Raw genomic sequence first — 18,147 nt, 5'->3', positions numbered from 1 at the left:
TAAACAAAAAATGAACAAGATGGAATCTAAGTTTGTTCAAAGGTCTCTTGCTATTTACCTTGACTAGAATTAAAAACTAGCCCCACGATTTCTCGTAAGGCCAGCTTCACTTATCGTATATTCAGTTTTACCTAGACCTCCCCTGCTACCAAATGTCGTTCCAACTGCAGCACTTCAATGCCAGCTAGCAAAACAATGCCGATACCATGCGTATCGTTAAGCAGCCATGAGAGATCGTCCTTATAATAACCAACACTGTATGAGTAACCTGAACCGCGGCACACACCATACACATTGCCGAACTTATCGATAGAGACGCGGGCCATGCCGTTCCAGCCCTTATAGATCGCTGCGATATACTTCTCTGTATCTGTTATCCAGCCATATCTTACAGCGCGCGCATAAGCATACAAAAACATCGAGGTGCACGAGGTTTCTTCATATGAAGCCGGCTCCGTCAGCACTTGGTGCCACAGGCCGTTTTCCCCTTGCAGACGCAAGTAGCCTTCGCTCAATTCATTAAAGAACTGCAGCAGTTCGCCCCGTTGCTCATGACTTTCCGGCAGCACAGCCAGCAATTCCGATAAGGAGAAAATGACCCAGCCATTGCCGCGGCCCCAAGCAATCTTCGTCGGCTTGTCGATACCAAAGTCATAAACGTGAGACATGATTTGCAGCTCAGGGATGTATAATTTCTTCTTGAACTGGATAAATTGGTTGGCTGCATCCTCCAGATAATTAATTTCTCCAGTCCGCTGGTAGCAGCGGCACAAGTACGGCACGCTCATGTACAAGTCGTCGCACCACAACGTCGCATTCGGGAAATCAACATGCTTCGGCCTCCGGTACAGGGAACCATCAGGCAGCCGATCCTGTCTGTTGCTAATATAATCCCCGATCACATCCGCAATCCGCTCAGCGCCTTGAAGCGGCTGATCTTGCAGCGCAAGCAGCATCGTTGCACCGAACGAGCCGCAGTCATCCAGGCTGTCCAGGGTAGCTAGTGTGTTCAGCACACCCGAAGCGCCATATTGCGCTTTATCCCAATTGGCATAAGTGTACAGCCGCGTGCATGTTTCAATATGCTTATACACATACTGCAGCAAATCGACACGACCAAGCAGCTTCCCGGTTTGGAGCATCCCATACAGCGTTACGCCAAGCGGATAGTTCCACTTGCCAAACAACGCATTCTCCGTGAACGGTCGCACCCACGTGTTCGGCTGATCCAGCCGCCAGAACGTTCCGCCCTCCTGCGTCTCCACCAAGGCAAGGAGCGAATTCTCAACATCAGGGATGGTTTCATCTGCAAGGAACGGACCCAAATATAGCCAAGCATCCTTAGCACCATGTACAGGATATGGTTCCACGAGCTGAACGCCAACCGAAAGCGGATCCAGACGAAAGCCTGCGCCCCCATTCGTTCCAAAGCATTGCATGACAAGGTTATGCTCTCCGTACGCTACCTGCAGTTCAACACGGAAAGCGCCTGCTTGGTCGATTCGGGTTTGCAGTTTCCCATCCACATAAATCGCAATGCTTCCTTCCGCATGACCGCTTAATTCAACCTTCCGCAGTTCAGACGAGAATGAACGCAGCTTCGTCCAAGCCATTGCATACTTGCCGTTCAGTTCTCCGAAGATGCGTGCAACAGAGGTCTTCGCCTGCTCGTCATCGCTCCACGCCAACTTCGGATACCAAGCGACGCCGTGATCAGCCTCCGAGCTTCCCTCGCCGGGAAGCTCGCTCCAAACATGATCCTGCGGCGCAGAGTAGATCCAACCTTCGTGGCCGAATCGCTCGGGTGAAGGTGCCAGGAAATGCACCGGATTACTCTTATAGGAACCTGGCCCTAGAGAGCCTCCGCAGCCCGCTTCCGTTTTGGTAAACTGGAACACCAAGTGATTCCAGCCTTTATGCATCGGAATCGTAACGACCGTTCTTCGTTTCGGATTTAGTTCGTCTGCGATATTCGCTTTATAAATGGGCTGCCCGTTCGCATACAACATGAGCGGTCCGTAGCAATGCAAAATGAAATTGAGCGGCGTTTCCACATCACTCCAATATTGCGACCATGCATAGACGGTCTGTCCGTTCTGCAGTTCGGGGAACCGTTTTACGAAATTAAAATCATAACTGTAATCGTGGTTCTTCCTAATCCCGTTGGCACAAAAAGCCCGGTATGCCATCGGATGAGGCGGGTTGTTTCCTACATATCTGTCAGCTACTGTAGCTAAAATTTCGCTTACACGGTCTCCGCATTTCGTAAAAATGCTTTCGTTGATGTCGATGTAACGCTCCGTCATGGTCGCTTCCTCTCCCGTTTCAATAAATAAAGAGGCGGAGTCTCCCCGCCCCTTGCTAGAATTCATTCGCACAACAAGATCTTATTTTGCAGCGCCGCCGCTGCGTTTTTGATAAGCTTCCGTCATTTCTTGGCTCATTTTCGCCAAATCTGCATCTGCTTTCGCTTTGGTAACGAAATCATCCCAAGCCGTAATCGGCTCGCGGCCAAGAATAATCTTCGTTTTCAAATCTTGCACCTTTTTCTCAAATTCAGGCAACAGCTTTTGCGCCGTCGGCGAGTATAGACCGATACTGATATCGGCGACACTTGTTTTGGCACGTTCGTCTTGAATTTTCATGAACAAATCGTTGGCTTCTTTCGGGAAATATACCTTCGTGGAGCTCGCATAAGGATCCGCGACATAGACGATTTGGTTAAAGTCAGGACCGTTATCTTTCGCCAATTGCTCGGTGTTGATCACTTTTTGACCATCCTTGACCGTATGATCCACACCTTCGATACCGTACTGTTGAATCGCGAACACATCGTCGTTCATCCACGTATCTACCATTTTCAAGATGCGCTTCATTTTAGCTTCAGGTACGGATTTCGGAATAGAAACCATCCCGGAAAAACCAGGACCTTTCGGATTGTAGCCATTCATGTTGGTCAATGGATAGAAATCAGTCGGCTTCATATTCGGATCGATTTTTTTGAGCAGTTCATAGTGATCGTTCATCGTACCCGCTTTATCCATGATGATGCCTGCTTTACCGCCGTTAAACAAATCAGAGGCCTGGGAAAGCTTCAATGATGCGAAGTCTTCCGGAAGCAGCTTATCTTTGTACATTTTAGTCAAATATTCAATGGACTTGCGAGTTTCCGGCAGCAGCGCTGTATTTACAATTTTCCCGTCAACTAATTTCCACTTGTCGTTCTTCACGTTCGCGCCAGTAAAGCTGTTCTCGATTGTAGCCAGCGTGCCCATATCGGCTGGAGGTGTCATAAAGGCTGCTAGCGGAGTCGTATCATTTTTGCCGTTTTTATCAGGGTCTTTCTCCGCAAAGGCTTTCATAACGTCGTACAGTTCGTCAGTTGTTGTCGGCACTTTAAGTCCCAGATTGTCGAGCCAATCCTTGCGAATAATGAAGAAAGAATCAGCTTCAGCTGGACGCGGACGCGGAATGCCGTAATTTTTGCCATCCTGCATTTTAGTCAAATCCCAGGCTGTTTTGGAAACCTTGGAACTCAAGTTAGGGTAATCTTTGATATAGGGAGTCAAATCCCAGAAAGCACCTTGCGTTACCGCGTTGCGGAACACTGGCGTGAACGGATCGTTAATCGTAATCAAATCCGGAATATCGCCGGAAGCCAGCGTCACATTCAGCTTATCTGTATAGTTGTTGCCAGACACCCATTGAATTTTCATTTTAGAGTTCGTGGCTTTCTCAATCTCCTGCTTAATCTTGTTATCATCTGCTGCCGGAGACGGCGTAAGCAAGATCGTCATGATGCTGACGTCTAGCGGTGCTTCTTTCCCGCCTGCTGCGCTGTTTCCTGTCGTACTCTTATTTCCGCATGCTGCAACGAGACTAGAAATCGCCAACATAAGAACCATGGAACCTAGGACAACTTTTTTGCTTTTTCTTACTTTCATGAGTGATCCTCCCTTGTTATGAACTTCTGAACTTCTTCGTATCAATCGCTCCAACAGAGCACAAGGTAGACATTAGTACATTCCGCTTTGATCGACAATCGGACTTTTTTGTACGGCCATTTCAGCAGGTTTAGGACTATCTTGCAACTTGCACATCGATGCATAAAGCCAGAAAACCCTTATTCCGTGCGGTTTAGCTCGCGAAACTGACTTGGTGTAATGCCTTCGTACTTTTTAAATAGCCGGTTAAAATAACTGTGCTGATAGCCTATGGCATCGGCGACTTCATTGATTTTCATATCGGTTTCAATAAGCAGCGACTTGGCGTTGCTGATTCGAATGTTCGTCAAGAAATCGATGAAATTAATGCCTGTGATCTGCTTGAATGCCCGGCTTAATGTATATGGACTGGTGCCAAATAAATCTGCGCACGATTCCAGCGACAGCTGCGTCATGTACTGCTCGCGCAAATGAACGATGACCTGTTCAATGATTTGTTTGAAGTGATAATCCTGCCGGGAAATCATCTCCTGCACGAAAACACCGATCACTTTGTGCTGGAACCACTTGAGCATTTCTTCTGGCTCTTTAATCTGCGCCAACTGCTCGAACAAGTTCACGCTGCCGAACAACTGCACCGGATTCATCCCGGATTGCAGGGATGCGTAGCGGATGCTCCCCAGAAGCTGAAGCATGCCTTGCTGAAGCATGAATTCCGTAGAACCATTGGCAGCCAACTCCTTCATGAACTGAGCGATAAGGTCGATGGCACCTGATTCCTGGCCGTTGCGGATCGCATTAATAATTTCTTTATCCAAGGTGAAGGGATAGCCCGTTTCCTTATAAACGTTTAACTTGGAAAGCTGTTCCGTCTTAATAATCTGATTCTCATCGAGCAGATCCCGATAGACCAACGCTTGCTTCACTTCCTCGAACAAATGTGGAATTTGTTTCACGGTGTGGACCCATTTACTGATCGATATGGTAACCTGCATTTTTAGAATCCCATTAATGGCCCGAATGATCTCTTGGCACACCTGCTCCAAATCGTCCTCGAGCCATGTCGACGGATGAGATAACGGAAAGGAGAGCAGGACGCCAATTGAAAAATTATGGAAATTAATAATCTCTGCCTGCTCATATTGGCTCCTAATCAACTCATCGATAATGTTGGACGCAGCGAAAGTTACGAGGCTCTCATCCCCCTGAGAGAACCTTCCCTCTAGGTTTGCGAAACCCGTCAATTGAAACACCAACGCAACAAATTGACGATCCTCCGTTTCCCAACCATATCGCTTCATCCGTTCCTTCATGTCGTTCTCTTGCAGGGAAATCAAGTAACCCTGTGCCAGTTGCAAGAAGAAGCCTTCACGCAAAAGCGGCATTTGCTCCTCAAGCTTATGACGCATCGTTTCGCTCTCTCTGGACATATGCTGCCAATGTTTCTCAATCATGGCGAATTCGTCTTTCACCTCATCGTTCTTTTCACCAGACAACAGCGTCATCAAACGCTGCACGGGATGATAGATCCGGCGGGATACGAACCACGAAAGGAGCAATGCAAAAAGCAGACCTGAGACGCTAATCACCAAGATCCATTTGGAAATAGCAATGACCGGCGCGGTAATGGACGATAGCGGCGCAGCAGAGATATAAACCCATTTTTGACCCAACCGATTAAAATGACCGTAAGAAACCGAGTACGAAACCTTGTTGTAATCAAATAAAAATGATTCCGGTTTCGCATCTTTCACTGCCGCTTCGCCAAGCTCCGTTTGATGCTTCGCATAGGCCTCTTTGAGCGCGAGATCTAATTCCGATCCTCCGGGTCCGCTGCTTGATAAATTCCATTCGTCTTTCTCGTTGAACAGCATTGTGACCCCCTCATCATAGGGAGTCAACGTTTTCAACACCTTCAGCAGTTTATCCTGATTCAATGTGGCAACAAGAGCACCGAAGGGTTCGGTGCTGTCGCCGGGGATTTTATTTATAATGGCAAGGCCCTGCTTACCTGTTCCTTGCGGCTTCCGTAACATCCAGAACATCGACTTATCATGTTGGAGCAAGTTTTCATAATTTTCGATGTCGGACTGATTGCTGAGAAATGTGTATCGTTCCGTTGAGAACACAAGCGGACGCGGCTTGTCCAGAAACAACTCCACCTTTTGCAGAAAAGGATGTGAGCTCTCCAGCGACAAGAGGGTTCGGTACATATCCTGAACCGTATCGTAATTATAAGCAAAATTAATCGTTTTCAGCTTCTCATCGAACTTGGAATCGAACGCCCAGTGTGATACTGTCATTTCCAGAAATGCGAGCTGATCGTCAATATTGGCCGCCCGATTAGAAATTTGGTTCTGGTGGAGCCCTTGCAGTTCTTTTTCCACGTTCTTCGTTGCGATCCAATAAATGCTCAGACCGATAATCAATCCAGGAATACTTGCCATAATCAGAATCATGACAAGGCTCTTCCGGAAAAACCGCTTGTTATATTTATATTTCTGAATATAGCCGAGTGCATGTTTGAAGATTCCAGCCAAGATGTTCACCTTCCAATCACTAATATTCTACACGCTTCGACATCTTGGACTGGAATCCCTCCCCTCAGGCTGCTACCCCTTGACCGAGCCTACCATAGCCCCTTTGGCAAAATGCTTTTGCAAGAAAGGATAAACCAGCAAGATCGGAACCGTCGCGACGATCACTGCTGCCATTTTTAACGTTTCAGATGGAGGCGGAACACTAGAGACATCCATCCGGAGGTCCGCATTATTGGCATTGAGCAAAATGTTTTGCAGCATAACCTGAAGCGGCCATTTGCTTGCATCGTTAATATAAATCAGTGCATTAAAGAACTGGTTCCAGTACGCGACTGCGTAAAATAATCCGAATGCGGCCAACGAAGGAAGTGACAGCGGTAAAATGATCCGGAAAAACGTCGACAGATCGTTACACCCGTCCATCGAAGCGGACTCCTCCAGCTCAGCGGGGATGCTGTCAAAAAAGCCTTTCATCAAAATCACATTCCAGCCACTGGCAAGTGCCGGTAAAATCAACGACCATAAGCTGTCAATCAGGTGCAGCTCACGAACCAACATGTAGTTCGGGATCATACCGGGATTAAACAAAATGGTGATGAGAATCGCAAGCAGAGCGAATCGTCTTCCGCGAAGCCTTTTTCTAGACAAAGTATACGCCAATGAAGCGGTAACGACCAAACTCAATGCCGTACCGACAAGGGTTACGTAGACGCTCACACCGATCGATCTCGGGAAAGCGCCCGTCGCCATTAGAAATTTATACGATTCCAGCGACCACGTCTTTGGGAAAAGCACGAAGCTTTCTTTCAGATATTCCGTCGGGTCGGTAAAAGAAACGACAAACACATAATACAATGGAAAAAAAGTGATGATACCGACCAGCCCCAGCACAGCAATATTTGCTATGTTAAACAACCGGTTGCTCAGCCCTACTTTCATATAATTCCCTCCTAAGGACATTGCTATAGCTACGTCTTTCGATTAGAAGTGACGTTTAATATACGCCTTCTTCGCCCATCTTTTTAGAAATCCAATTCGCTATGACAACCAATACTAAGCCGACTATCGATTTAAACAAACCTGCAGCGGTACTGTAGCTAAACTCACCTTGCTGAATCCCAACCCGGTACACATACGTATCGAACACTTCAGCCACTTGCGAAACAGCGCCATTGTACATCAGGAATACCTGTTCAAAACCGACATCTAACATATGTCCAAGCCGCAATATGAGCAGCGTGATGATAACCGTGCGAATCGCCGGGAGCGTAATGTGCCACATTTGGCGAAAACGTCCCGCTCCATCAATTTTGGCTGCTTCATAAACCCCAGGATCAATGCTGGCCATCGCCGCCAGGAACAGAATCGTCCCCCAACCACATTCTTTCCAGATGGATTGAACAGTGAGCATGGCCCAAAACGTATTGGGATTCGTTAAAAAGTCCATTCTAGCAAAGCCTAACCCTTCCAGCATTTTGTTGACCAAACCTTCTCCCTTGGCAAATAACAGGAATGTTAAGCCAGAGATGATGACCCACGACAAGAAATGCGGCATATACACGATCGATTGAATCACCCGTTGATACAACACGCTCCGCAGCTCATTCAAGAGCAGCGAGAGTACGATCGGCAGCGGGAAAAAGAGGACGAGATTCATCAGATTGATCGCCATCGTATTACGGAAGAGCAGCATAAAGTCCGGATTGGTGAAAAACCGTTGGAAGTGCTCGAATCCCACCCATTCGCTGCCGGTAATGCCGGCAAACGGAGAAAAGTTCTGAAATGAAATCACCACGCCCCACATCGGGACAAATTTGAAAATTATAAAAAACAACACACCTGGCAACGCCAGTACATATAAATATTTGTCACGCCTTAAATCCCGTAAAAGACCTCCCTTGCGAACAGTTCGGGATTTCGCAGAATTGCCGGATGCTGCAGATTCTGGTTGTACCATTGCCATCCTCTCATTCCCCTTTCCAGTTATGTTATCGAATGTTATCAACTTAGACTAGTTTCATACCGTTTACAATCAGACAATATTGTTTGGGTACATGGCAATTTTGTCGCAACTGGAATGGGGATTGCGACTATTTTGCCGATTGAGACAATATTGTACAGTAGCCTAAGAATGGCGTCATGACGGGGAAAATGGCGTGCAAGGAGGGCCATACTGCTGGAGACTGCCACTCTTTAACGCTGAGCTCCCGTCCAAATGAAAAGGGGCAATCCCCCTCGTCATTGACGTGTGGGACAGCCCCTTCTTTCATTCAAGACGTTCAAAAAAGACGATTACTCCAGCGCCGCAAGCCCATGCCGGTCATAAAAGACCGGGCCGCGGGACCAGACGCAGGCCAAATGCATAAGCAGCTCACCGGTCATCCGTTCACGGATCGCCGCATACTTCTCATCGCCATATACATTGTGCCATTCATTCGGATCCGCAGCCAGATCGTAAAGCTCCCCTTGGAACTCGCCGATTCGGCCGATCGCCCCTCCAAGCGTGCCTGGCATATACATGATCAACTTGTAGTCCTGCTTTCTCCACATCAAAGCGGGAGCCGAATGATGCGGTTCCGTCCCTTTGCCATGAAACTCGCAGAAAGTCCCAAGACGCTTGGTCTCGCCTAGTAAATCGAGTCCGGGCAGCTGCGGATTACGTGGCAATCCCGCTACCTTCGACAAAGTCGGTACGAGATCCACCAACTCAGCCGGACGATCGTCCACCGTGCCGTGCGCCACTTGCGGCAAATAGCTGCCGGCCAAGATCATCGGCACACGTACGCTGCTCTCGTACAAGCAGTATTTGCTGAAGCGGTGCTGCCGTTCGCCCATCATCTCGCCATGGTCGGAGACGAAGACAATCAGGGCATTGTCCAGCCGCCCTTGCCGCTCTAACTTTTCCAATGCTTGGCCCAAATAATCGTCGAGCCAGGAACAATTCGCCCAATAGCGAAGCGTCGTCCGCTTACGTTCCTCCGGTGTCATCGCTTCCCAGACATGCCGCTTCTCCCAATAGTTGATCTGACTGCTCTCATTAACAGCGTCCGTCGCGGCTAGATGTGTATCCTGCTCGAGCTCCCAAGGGGGTTGAACGATATCCGGGATGTCGTTCAAATCGTAAAGATCCTCGAATTCCTTCGGCACATTGAAGCCGGCATGCGGCTTTAGAAAGGAAAGATATAGAAACAGCGGGCGCGACTCATCCAGCCCCTCGTCGATGAAATTCAAACATTGCTCCGCCACCCAGCCGTCACGGTGCCAAGGCGTCGGCACTTGACTCGTGCAGCCGATGTAGCCTTTCGAATTTTCCTCGCCACCGCCGTAGTCTTTCGTTTCTTCATAATAAGCAGCGAGTCCCTCCGGATCGACATCCCCCATCATGACGGCGCCGTCTTCGTAATGTCCACTATCACGGGACAGCCCGATAGCCCGCACCTCGAAGCCTCGCGTGGATGGGACCTCAGTTTTCACGCCGTGATTCCAATGCGTTTTCCCGAAGCCTGCAGTTTGATACCCCGCTTGGCGCATCAATTCCGGGAGCGGATCGCTTGGCAGCTTATCCTCATCATATAAACCGCCATGATTAGTTCGAACCCCGAGCTGCGATGGATAATAGCCAAACATCATTGAAGTACGACTCGGCACGCACATTGGTGCCTGGCATACGGCCTGACTATAAGTGATGCCCTGTGCAGTCAACTTGTCGATATTCGGTGTATGGATATGTGAGTTGTATGTACCGATACAATCCCAGCGTTGCTGATCCGTCATGAAAAAAATAATGTTAGGTTTAGACGCAGCATGTTCTGTGTTGTGTGGCATAGACGTCTCACTCCCCTTCCTGGCTCTGGTATGATCGCACGCGCTCAGCAGCGTATACCGGCTTCAGTTCGTGTTTCGCATAATCGAAATACTTCCCTTCCAGCAAACCTATTAACGTATTGGTCACTCGCACTTCAATACGATTCATACCTTCCGTCAACATGGATGTCTGGCCACGGAAGTGGTAGGGCATCCATGTGCGTGCGCCAAGGGAAACACCGTTCACCAGCACTTCAGCCACGTCGTGGAACTCCCTGTCCAGCCCTTCGAACATAAGTTCGAAACTCTCTTCCACTGGCAATCGTTCAAGCTTCAGCTCACGCTTAAAGCTCATGGTTCCGGCAAAATACGGATAACCCGCGTATGGACTCGCAGCGAGCGGCTGTACCTGAACAACCGGACGCTTCAAGATAGGACGTTGCTCCGCGTCAAAGCCAGTTTGGAAGTTCCCTATTACATACAGCGCATCGATCAGGCCGTTCCAATCCTGCTCAATCGTAACCTCTACCGCAATTTCATTGACACCAGGCTTCAAATAAGCGGTAATCTCGCTGCCCACGTTCATAAAGTCATACACATTGTGTCGCATAAAATCCGACTTATGGAGACGATGGCCGTTTATCAAAATCGATCCCTCACCAGAGATCGCGCCTTGGTCCATCACTAGGTGAACCCGATCGAGCGGCTTCTCTATAACAAAGGTTGCCGTATAGTTCGCCTGTAGTGGGTACGCTAGCTGGATGCGCATCGGCGTCCCAAACAACTGGCTCATGTTCACTGGCAGTTTTGTCGAATCAGCAAGGTCGGCACACTGATCAATGAATGTCTTCACTTGTACCTTTGGAAGTGCGTCCTGTGCACCTAATTCCGAGCTGTTTACACCTTGCACGGATAGATGGAAAGCATCCAAACGTACCGCATTATCTTCATCGGTCTGCATCGTCCATAAAGTTGAGTCGGACGTATCGATTTTGAAAGTCCATGGTTTGCTTTCTGTGACTGCAAGAGCTTTGCTGCGCGTGATGCGGAACAGTCTGGATTCGTACGCGCCGAGCGGAGCCGGCAATGTCCAGCCGTTGACGAAGAGCTCAGCCTCAACAGGTGCCTCGTCACCGCGATCTAAGGATAGCTCAGTAAACTGAGCGGCATTCACGTCATTCCCCTCCCAAAGAGCCGTGGAAATTTGTAAAGACAAATCACGTTCCGCCTCTTCCTGATTGCTGATGAAAACAAGGAAGCTGTCCGCGTCAATCCGGCGCGTCTGCATAAGAATACTGCGCCCGCCGTATGCCGGGTTCAGTTTCACAGCCAGCGGCTGTAGCTCTTCGAGGAGCGCTGTCATGCTGCCCAGCGTCGCAGCTTCGTCTGCCGACGCCGCGAACGGCAAGTGATATGCGCTTCCTGTGCCTTTGGACCACGACAAGGCCGATTCGGCGCCTTCGTTCCAGAAAAGCTCGGCGACAGGCTGTGGCAAACCGAAAGTACTCGCCGTTGAAGCTACGTCCCAGCCGTTTACTTCAATCGAGTGGTACGGCAATTGCCCCATGCTGATGACCGTTCCGCCTTGCGCAAGGAATGCATCCAGCTTCGCCCATGCGCCGCTCTCCAAATTAGTTATTGGCGGCACAATCACGATTGAATAGCTGGCATTGCCAAGCAGAATCTGACCATTCTCTACTACGGCTTCCGCTAGCAGTTCCGTATCCAGATGGTCGTAATCCCTGCCACTGTAGGTCAACTCGTTGCAAATGCGTGTCCACCACGCTTTCAAGTCGCTAAGCTTAAGCTTCTCATCGGCGTTATTGCCACCGTAATCAAAATGGTGGAAGGGATTGCCCATGTGTGCCCACAGCGAGGTTGTCGGCTGAAGCACCGCTGTTCGAATGTCTGCTTCGCCGCAGCTCATGACGTAACTGATCCGGCCGACATAATCGCCGAGTTGTCTAAAATGCGGCCAATACGGATTTTGTAAGAACTGTGACGGCGGCGCGTCATGCTTCATTAATGCATCGAGCGTATAGAAAAAGGCATGAAAGTTAAAGAAATTCGTGCCTTGCGCAGCCATACGATCGATCATCCACTTGGCATCCTGAAGCGTCATCGACCATCCCACACTATGGAAGCACTCAATCAAATTGCGCTCACGACCGAATTGACGGGCAATGGAGCTGACCATTTTGGCACTCGAGCGAAAGCTTTCCGCCTGGTTATTCAAAATCCAATCCAGCGAACGTCCGAGTTTCTCATGTGCGGTATCGCCTCCAGGCACATGGCTGTATCGCTGTGTCGTATGCCGCACAGAAGGCACCTCGGTCACGTACTGCAAGCCGTACCGTTCGCACCAGTCGTGCACCTGTTTATGGTAAGTGCTGAGCAGCAGCTCATGAATAGCTTGATAGTAATCATAACGAATACGGGCTGATTGTTCCCCTTCTTCATACAACAGCGCATGAAGGTGCTCCCGCAAATCATAGCCGTTGCGTTCCAGGAAAAATTGCGGCAGCCTCGGAGACCACGGCAACTTGCCCAACAGCCCGATCTCGTCGGTAAACATGCCTTTAATCGTACCGCCAAAGTATTCACCCAGATGCTGTGCGTACTTATCGTGGGTCAATCGAATAAATGTTGCCATCGCTTCATGATTGCATGGATCGACGAACGTACCGTAGTATTTGAAATCTTCGATTTCCTTCTCCTGCATAATCAGCACTTCCCAATCGCCTGTAGGCGCCGTCCATTCCATTTTCTGAACGGTGCGATACGTAAAGAACCGCTTTTGGTTGTAAGCCGTCAAGCCTGCTTTCTGAAAAATCGGCTCCGCCTGGAAGTTCCCGATCGACGAACGGACGTCTATCGCCATATTCCACAGCTTAGCGCCCTCCGGACTGAGCGGAATCGCTTTTGCATATAAAATACGCGCCCACGGCAGCTCCATGGACAAGTGCTCTCCACCTTGCACCCGCTCTGCTCGATGCTCGAGTGTGTAGTGTTTAGCTTCCGGGTGCGCAAGCGTCACCTCACCGCCCGCGATCCCGCTCGGATATGGGTACTCGTCATAGAGCCACACCTGCAAATTGCGGCGCTCCGCCGCTTCAACCGCTACGCGTACTTTTTGAAACCAGGCATCGGATAAGTAAGGTACCTCAAGCCCCTGTCTCGCACAGACGAAAAATCCCCCCAACCCCTTGTCCGCCATCTCATCGATCTGATAACGAATCTGTTCATCGTTCATATCTCCATTCCAAAACCAAAACGGATGAATCCGGTAAGTCGCTTCCGGCTGTGCAAAAGATTGCATCGTAAACTGGGCCATGTAAGCTCATCTCCTTGATAAGTGAATAACTACTTCCTTCTATATAAGCACTATATAGGAAGTCACTTTGCCCTAACAATCGCACTATTTTGACACTGTGCATTTCCGCCTGCAACTATCTTGTCGGGTTTGCACATCCTTGCGAAATCAAGATAAATCACGGTCGGCTGACGTCAAAATGGAGATAAAAAAACAAAACACCGCAGTGTTTTGTTTTTTATTTAAACGCATATAGACTTATAGCATCTCAGAATGAAATTACTTGTTAAAATATGATTCAAACAGGTTGTTGGCGATTTTCCCACTAGCAACTGCTTCCCATCTGTGTAACCTTCTTCTCTTCCAAATAATTCTTTGATCAACCTAAAAGCTAAGAATCCAATCATCCACGATGACCTTTTGCAAAAATCGACTTTTTGCGAGATTCCTGTGCTTTACTTTCCGTATTTTGTTCATTCCTGTAACGGTTTATCCGGTACCCAAACGATGCCACTATAAGTTGAAATATGATACCAATTGACCCCCTCTGGGGAAATCCACTTTTCAAAAGATAGGACTTCCTGATCTTTGAAGGTGCCTGCTTGATGGAGAACTTCTCCTGTTCGTGGAAAATAGTAGGTTTTAGTTTCTGAGGTTAATTTTACTTTCTCTTGTGTTATTGTAATGCCTTGTGGTCGTTCAAATGGTGCTCTATCCAGATTGACCACTTTCCAACCGAATGGGGTTTGGATACGTGCCCAACCTTCATTATTTTGTCAGCTACATATGTTCCCGGCTGTAGCCAATTTTGTAAATTAATACTTGCGTCACTGTCGATGTCGAAATAACGTGTGGCGGTTCGCAGGGTGATCTTTTCATTATCTAAGTCGGTTTGCATTATCGGACCACTCTCAGATTCAAATAGGGGAAACGATTTAACCCATTTAAAAGTTCCATCCTGTAATTGAATCTTGAACCATCCATAAATTTGAGTCTTCATGTTGAAAATGGAGCTTGCAACCGCTTGAACTATTCCAGGAGTTGCTTTCACTCCTTTTCCCTCAACTTCATAGGGATGATCATAAAGCAATTCGTTCCCAGTCATTTTAACGACTCTGTCAGTTGATCTCTCCACATGCTGAAAGTCTTCAGGGATAAATGGATCAACAATCCACTTCTGCCCCTGTTGTTTAGTAGAAATTCGATACCACATTGGAGCTTCCAACATTGCCTTTCCTGTATGAGCCCCTTTGTATAAATAATTATAAACGGCTGTTACATGCACTTTTTGTGGTGATATTATATCTTTAGGTGGTTCGGCTTTGGAATAAATACCGACATCGGGTTGGTCATATAACTTCATATCGTCAACAAGGGTAATGTCCCTATCTTTTTCCCAATAGCCGCCAGCAGTAATTTTGTTATCATCCTCGATCCATTTTTCTCCCATCCAGGTTTTTATACGTATATAATCTTTACCTAGGATGCTTGCTAAACAGTTCGGTTCATTCAGAGTACAAGCCACTTCTACCATCTGCATACCAGAAATCGAGCCTACGATAGAATTTGGATTTCTATAGTCATCTAGCAGTTTCGTCTCCGATAGAACAACCAACTGTCTATTTGACATCAAATCGATTGTCGCCGCAGCTGAGGTGCTTAAAAAACTGAACCCACCGTAAAATACTAACACCGCCAGTGCAAACTTAGCCGCCTTTTTCATGCACATACACCTTTCTCTGATAAAATTTCGAATTTATTAAATAATTTCACTTGGGTAATTATACCAATTATTTCTAATTACAAATATAATTTACAAAATCTTTACTCAGTTAATTCCGCATTTGAGGATTAATTAAATTGAAACATAGAGATTCTTTATAATTTTCGATGCAACTATTATTTTGAAGAGTCGTCTAATTTGTTGGGAAAGAAACGAAAAATGGATGCTAAATATGTAAAGGTGTGGTTCCAATCATGAAGAAGCTTCTTGTTTTCGTCATCCTTTGTTTAAGCATACTTCTTGCATCCTGCTCATCAGGCAATCAGGCAACTGTACGCGAGCCTGCAAGCACTCCCCAACCGAACGTCGCATCGGTTCAGCCTAACCAGCTGTCAAACACAGCTCCACCTGTTGCGGAGGCATTCCCTCAAACAGTAAATCTGTCCTTTCAACCTATTCAGCTGAGCCAGTTACAGGTAGGTAAGCCACAAGCAGAATGGGCAAGTGTGCGTAGCCTTTCGTTTGGCGCTTTCCAAGGAAAGCCAATCGAGTTGACCGTTTATCAACAACCGAAAGACGAAGCTTCGCTTCTACCGCAACAGTTGGACATTGAAATGAACCTGCAAGGAATAACATACCTGATTAACAACGTTTCCCACGATCTACTAGATAAAGAAGCAGTCAATAACACAGTCGTGTTCAACCAAACATATTCGTCCGGTTCAAAGGATTATTATTTCTTAGGCGGGGTTGAGTTGTCTGCGAACGGTCCGGGGCTCATGCTTTACATCGTCTACGATTTCTCGCAAAAAGCTTGGTATACTTTTGATCAATGGGGCAGCCCCTCTTTTAAGGACCTCGACGCCGATGGACAAAATGAATTCGTCTTCGAGTTTCAAGGCATGCATTTGCAGTTGCCGGACGTAATGGTCATCCATATGCATAACGGCAACCTTCAACGAAGTGCGGCCTTTGCCGATACGTTAGCAGAAGAGAGCAGCTGGTCCGCTGGTCTTTCCGATTACAAAAGCAAAATATACGTCAAAATTTCCAAAAACTTGGATCCGCCATTCTTCGAATTCTACATTAATGACGAAAGATTTGATTCCGTTCTGACGAGTTATCGATATTCACAAGAGAAACTGGAGAGAGTCCATTAAAAGAGCGAAGCGTTGTTTCTGAAGAAGCAGTAATAGACATCATTTCCAACCCGTACGTTGTAATATCTCTCTCACAAAGTCCCCCTTAGCATTCGTGTATGCCAAACGGTCATTCTGGAATCGTTGCGCGAGTTCCGATTTTAAGTCACCATATTGCTTGGCATCCTCTGGATGATTTCTCAAATAATCTCGAAAGAGGATATGACGCTTATATTCAGCGTTTTCCATAGTGCATACGTATAAGTGATGCCAAGTTACATCGACGGGAGGAATAAATGCCTCTCGTCCCGTAGTTCCTAAATCGCCTTCATGAACATAGCCAATGGTAGCTAGCCTTTGAATAGCTGTAAGAACATCCGACTGCGTAGACACCACCACGTCGATATCAATAATCGGTTTCGCTGCTAACCCCGGAACGGATGTACTGCCAACGTGTTCTATTGTGACTACAAAATCGCTTAGAACAGGAAGTACAAAGCCTCGTAACTGTTCAAACAACTGAATCCAACTAGGATCATATTCACGTACTATAAGACTGGAATTCATTCAAACTCCTCCTGACTGTACCTACTTAGATATATAAGCAACTTCAATATTTCAGACATGTAACCTTTTCGCCAATAGTTTTTCTTATTTAAACTGATTTTCGCCCATATCTTTTGTTACATCAGCATCACGGAACTTAAATCCTTAGCCTCCAACGAGGATTATTTATAGGCTGTGACTTCAAAATCCACTTTTGCATATTTAGAGAAATCACCAACTTCGCCAGCCGAAACACACTTAATTTCGCCCATGCTAATGGTTTGCTTTTGGTCAGAGCTACCAGGTTTGGACGTGCCTGATGCCGTCCCAATCAGCTTATCGTTCGCATCATAAAAATGCAATTTAAACTCAATGTCATGTTCGGTAATCGAATCTTTGTCATGATCTAAAGCTAATAATCCTCGAATACCCGTATATCCGCCATCTAAGTATAAGTCGAGCAAACCAAAGTGAATATTGGCATATTTATCATCTTTAAGTATGGGAACATTTGAAGGGAAATGATTAATTATAATGTCCTTGTATATACCTTGGTCTGTGTAATCTACAAAAGCCCCTAACTGTTCAGCTATAAATCGGACAGGAACGTAAGCGTGCCCTTGATAATTAAGTACCGCATACTCTTTGTCGTCTAAAGGGACATTTTGACCATTGATATTGAAAAATGCTGGAAACAAATATGTTTGAACTGATTCTGAAGCAAACACCGCAGTAGAGATGGATAAAAACATTCCTACAACTATTCCAAGAATAAATTTCCTCAAAAATCTCAACTCCTTAAGTTAGACCTAAACAAACTATCCCAAAATTCAAACACTCCCTTTATTTACCATTACGAATTATAGACGGTACGATGAAGTAAAAGTTGCTCTTACCATTCCAATTCTTTTACAAAACTTTTTACCACATAATTCCATTAAACAGTCCTTGGATAACAAAAGGAGACCCCACAGCTACGAGCTGTGGGTCTAGTAATATCGATACGGTTAGGTGGTTCAGGGTTGACTGCCTGACTCACCTTCTTCGAAATCTCCCCTAGTATCCTCATAGTCACTATAATTGTCACGTCTTGGAGCCCTTGTTCCATTGAAATCTCCTGGAACCAACTCATGAACAA

At 47.0% G+C, this 18,147-nt stretch carries 11 protein-coding genes; 1 reads left to right on the top strand and 10 read right to left on the bottom strand.

Annotation, left to right across the window (positions count from 1 at the left end):
* Positions 1-131 precede the first annotated feature (131 nt).
* The 8 genes from AB4114_RS07445 to AB4114_RS07410 form a co-directional block, all read right to left on the bottom strand.
* Complete coding sequence (locus tag AB4114_RS07445; protein ID WP_441987884.1) at positions 132-2,306, bottom strand: glycoside hydrolase family 88/105 protein; 2,175 nt, start codon at positions 2,304-2,306, stop codon at positions 132-134.
* 81 nt (positions 2,307-2,387) lie between these two features.
* Positions 2,388-3,944, bottom strand: a complete 1,557-nt coding sequence (locus AB4114_RS07440) for an extracellular solute-binding protein (RefSeq protein WP_441987883.1) — start codon at positions 3,942-3,944, stop codon at positions 2,388-2,390.
* 179 nt (positions 3,945-4,123) lie between these two features.
* Positions 4,124-6,484: a helix-turn-helix domain-containing protein gene (locus tag AB4114_RS07435; RefSeq protein ID WP_441987882.1), complete on the bottom strand. Its 2,361-nt coding sequence runs from the start codon at positions 6,482-6,484 to the stop codon at positions 4,124-4,126.
* Positions 6,485-6,556: 72 nt separating this feature from the next.
* Complete coding sequence (locus AB4114_RS07430) at positions 6,557-7,423, bottom strand: carbohydrate ABC transporter permease (protein WP_056623712.1); 867 nt, start codon at positions 7,421-7,423, stop codon at positions 6,557-6,559.
* Positions 7,424-7,478: 55 nt separating this feature from the next.
* Complete coding sequence (locus AB4114_RS07425) at positions 7,479-8,447, bottom strand: ABC transporter permease (protein ID WP_441987881.1); 969 nt, start codon at positions 8,445-8,447, stop codon at positions 7,479-7,481.
* 329 nt (positions 8,448-8,776) lie between these two features.
* A complete protein-coding gene (locus tag AB4114_RS07420) occupies positions 8,777-10,309 on the bottom strand; it encodes a sulfatase family protein (RefSeq protein WP_441987880.1) in 1,533 nt (510 codons plus the stop codon).
* A gap of 7 nt (positions 10,310-10,316) precedes the next feature.
* Complete coding sequence (locus AB4114_RS07415) at positions 10,317-13,622, bottom strand: glycosyl hydrolase (RefSeq protein ID WP_441987879.1); 3,306 nt, start codon at positions 13,620-13,622, stop codon at positions 10,317-10,319.
* A 655-nt stretch (positions 13,623-14,277) separates the two neighbouring features.
* Positions 14,278-15,324, bottom strand: a complete 1,047-nt coding sequence (locus AB4114_RS07410; protein ID WP_441987878.1) for a hypothetical protein — start codon at positions 15,322-15,324, stop codon at positions 14,278-14,280.
* Between the two features lie 254 nt (positions 15,325-15,578).
* Here AB4114_RS07410 and AB4114_RS07405 point away from each other — a divergent pair, with 254 nt between their 5' ends.
* The gene (locus AB4114_RS07405) at positions 15,579-16,484 is read left to right on the top strand and encodes a hypothetical protein (RefSeq protein ID WP_441987877.1); all 906 of its coding nucleotides are present in this window, start codon (positions 15,579-15,581) and stop codon (positions 16,482-16,484) included.
* A 39-nt stretch (positions 16,485-16,523) separates the two neighbouring features.
* On the opposite strand, the gene AB4114_RS07400 is transcribed toward AB4114_RS07405, so the two are convergent.
* Positions 16,524-17,030, bottom strand: coding sequence for a GrpB family protein (locus AB4114_RS07400; RefSeq protein WP_441987876.1), 507 nt, complete (start codon positions 17,028-17,030; stop codon positions 16,524-16,526).
* A gap of 161 nt (positions 17,031-17,191) precedes the next feature.
* Positions 17,192-17,794: a stalk domain-containing protein gene (locus tag AB4114_RS07395; protein ID WP_441987875.1), complete on the bottom strand. Its 603-nt coding sequence runs from the start codon at positions 17,792-17,794 to the stop codon at positions 17,192-17,194.
* Positions 17,795-18,147: the final 353 nt, after the last annotated feature.

It is taken from the genome of Paenibacillus sp. 2RAB27 (assembly GCF_052115445.1).
Lineage (GTDB): Bacteria > Bacillota > Bacilli > Paenibacillales > NBRC-103111 > Paenibacillus_E.
The sequence above is the reverse complement of the archived record's forward strand: the minus strand, read 5'-3'. Positions and strand labels throughout refer to the sequence as shown.

What these genes read in the sequence shown, in the direction of transcription:
- AB4114_RS07445 (WP_441987884.1), bottom strand. Translation starts at nt 2,306, where the DNA reads ATGACGGAGCGTTACATCGACATCAACGAAAGCATTTTTACGAAATGC.
- AB4114_RS07440 (WP_441987883.1), bottom strand. Translation starts at nt 3,944, where the DNA reads ATGAAAGTAAGAAAAAGCAAAAAAGTTGTCCTAGGTTCCATGGTTCTT.
- AB4114_RS07430 (WP_056623712.1), bottom strand. Translation starts at nt 7,423, where the DNA reads ATGAAAGTAGGGCTGAGCAACCGGTTGTTTAACATAGCAAATATTGCT.
- AB4114_RS07425 (WP_441987881.1), bottom strand. Translation starts at nt 8,447, where the DNA reads ATGGCAATGGTACAACCAGAATCTGCAGCATCCGGCAATTCTGCGAAA.
- AB4114_RS07420 (WP_441987880.1), bottom strand. Translation starts at nt 10,309, where the DNA reads ATGCCACACAACACAGAACATGCTGCGTCTAAACCTAACATTATTTTT.
- AB4114_RS07415 (WP_441987879.1), bottom strand. Translation starts at nt 13,622, where the DNA reads ATGGCCCAGTTTACGATGCAATCTTTTGCACAGCCGGAAGCGACTTAC.
- AB4114_RS07410 (WP_441987878.1), bottom strand. Translation starts at nt 15,324, where the DNA reads ATGAAAAAGGCGGCTAAGTTTGCACTGGCGGTGTTAGTATTTTACGGT.
- AB4114_RS07405 (WP_441987877.1), top strand. Translation starts at nt 15,579, where the DNA reads ATGAAGAAGCTTCTTGTTTTCGTCATCCTTTGTTTAAGCATACTTCTT.
- AB4114_RS07400 (WP_441987876.1), bottom strand. Translation starts at nt 17,030, where the DNA reads ATGAATTCCAGTCTTATAGTACGTGAATATGATCCTAGTTGGATTCAG.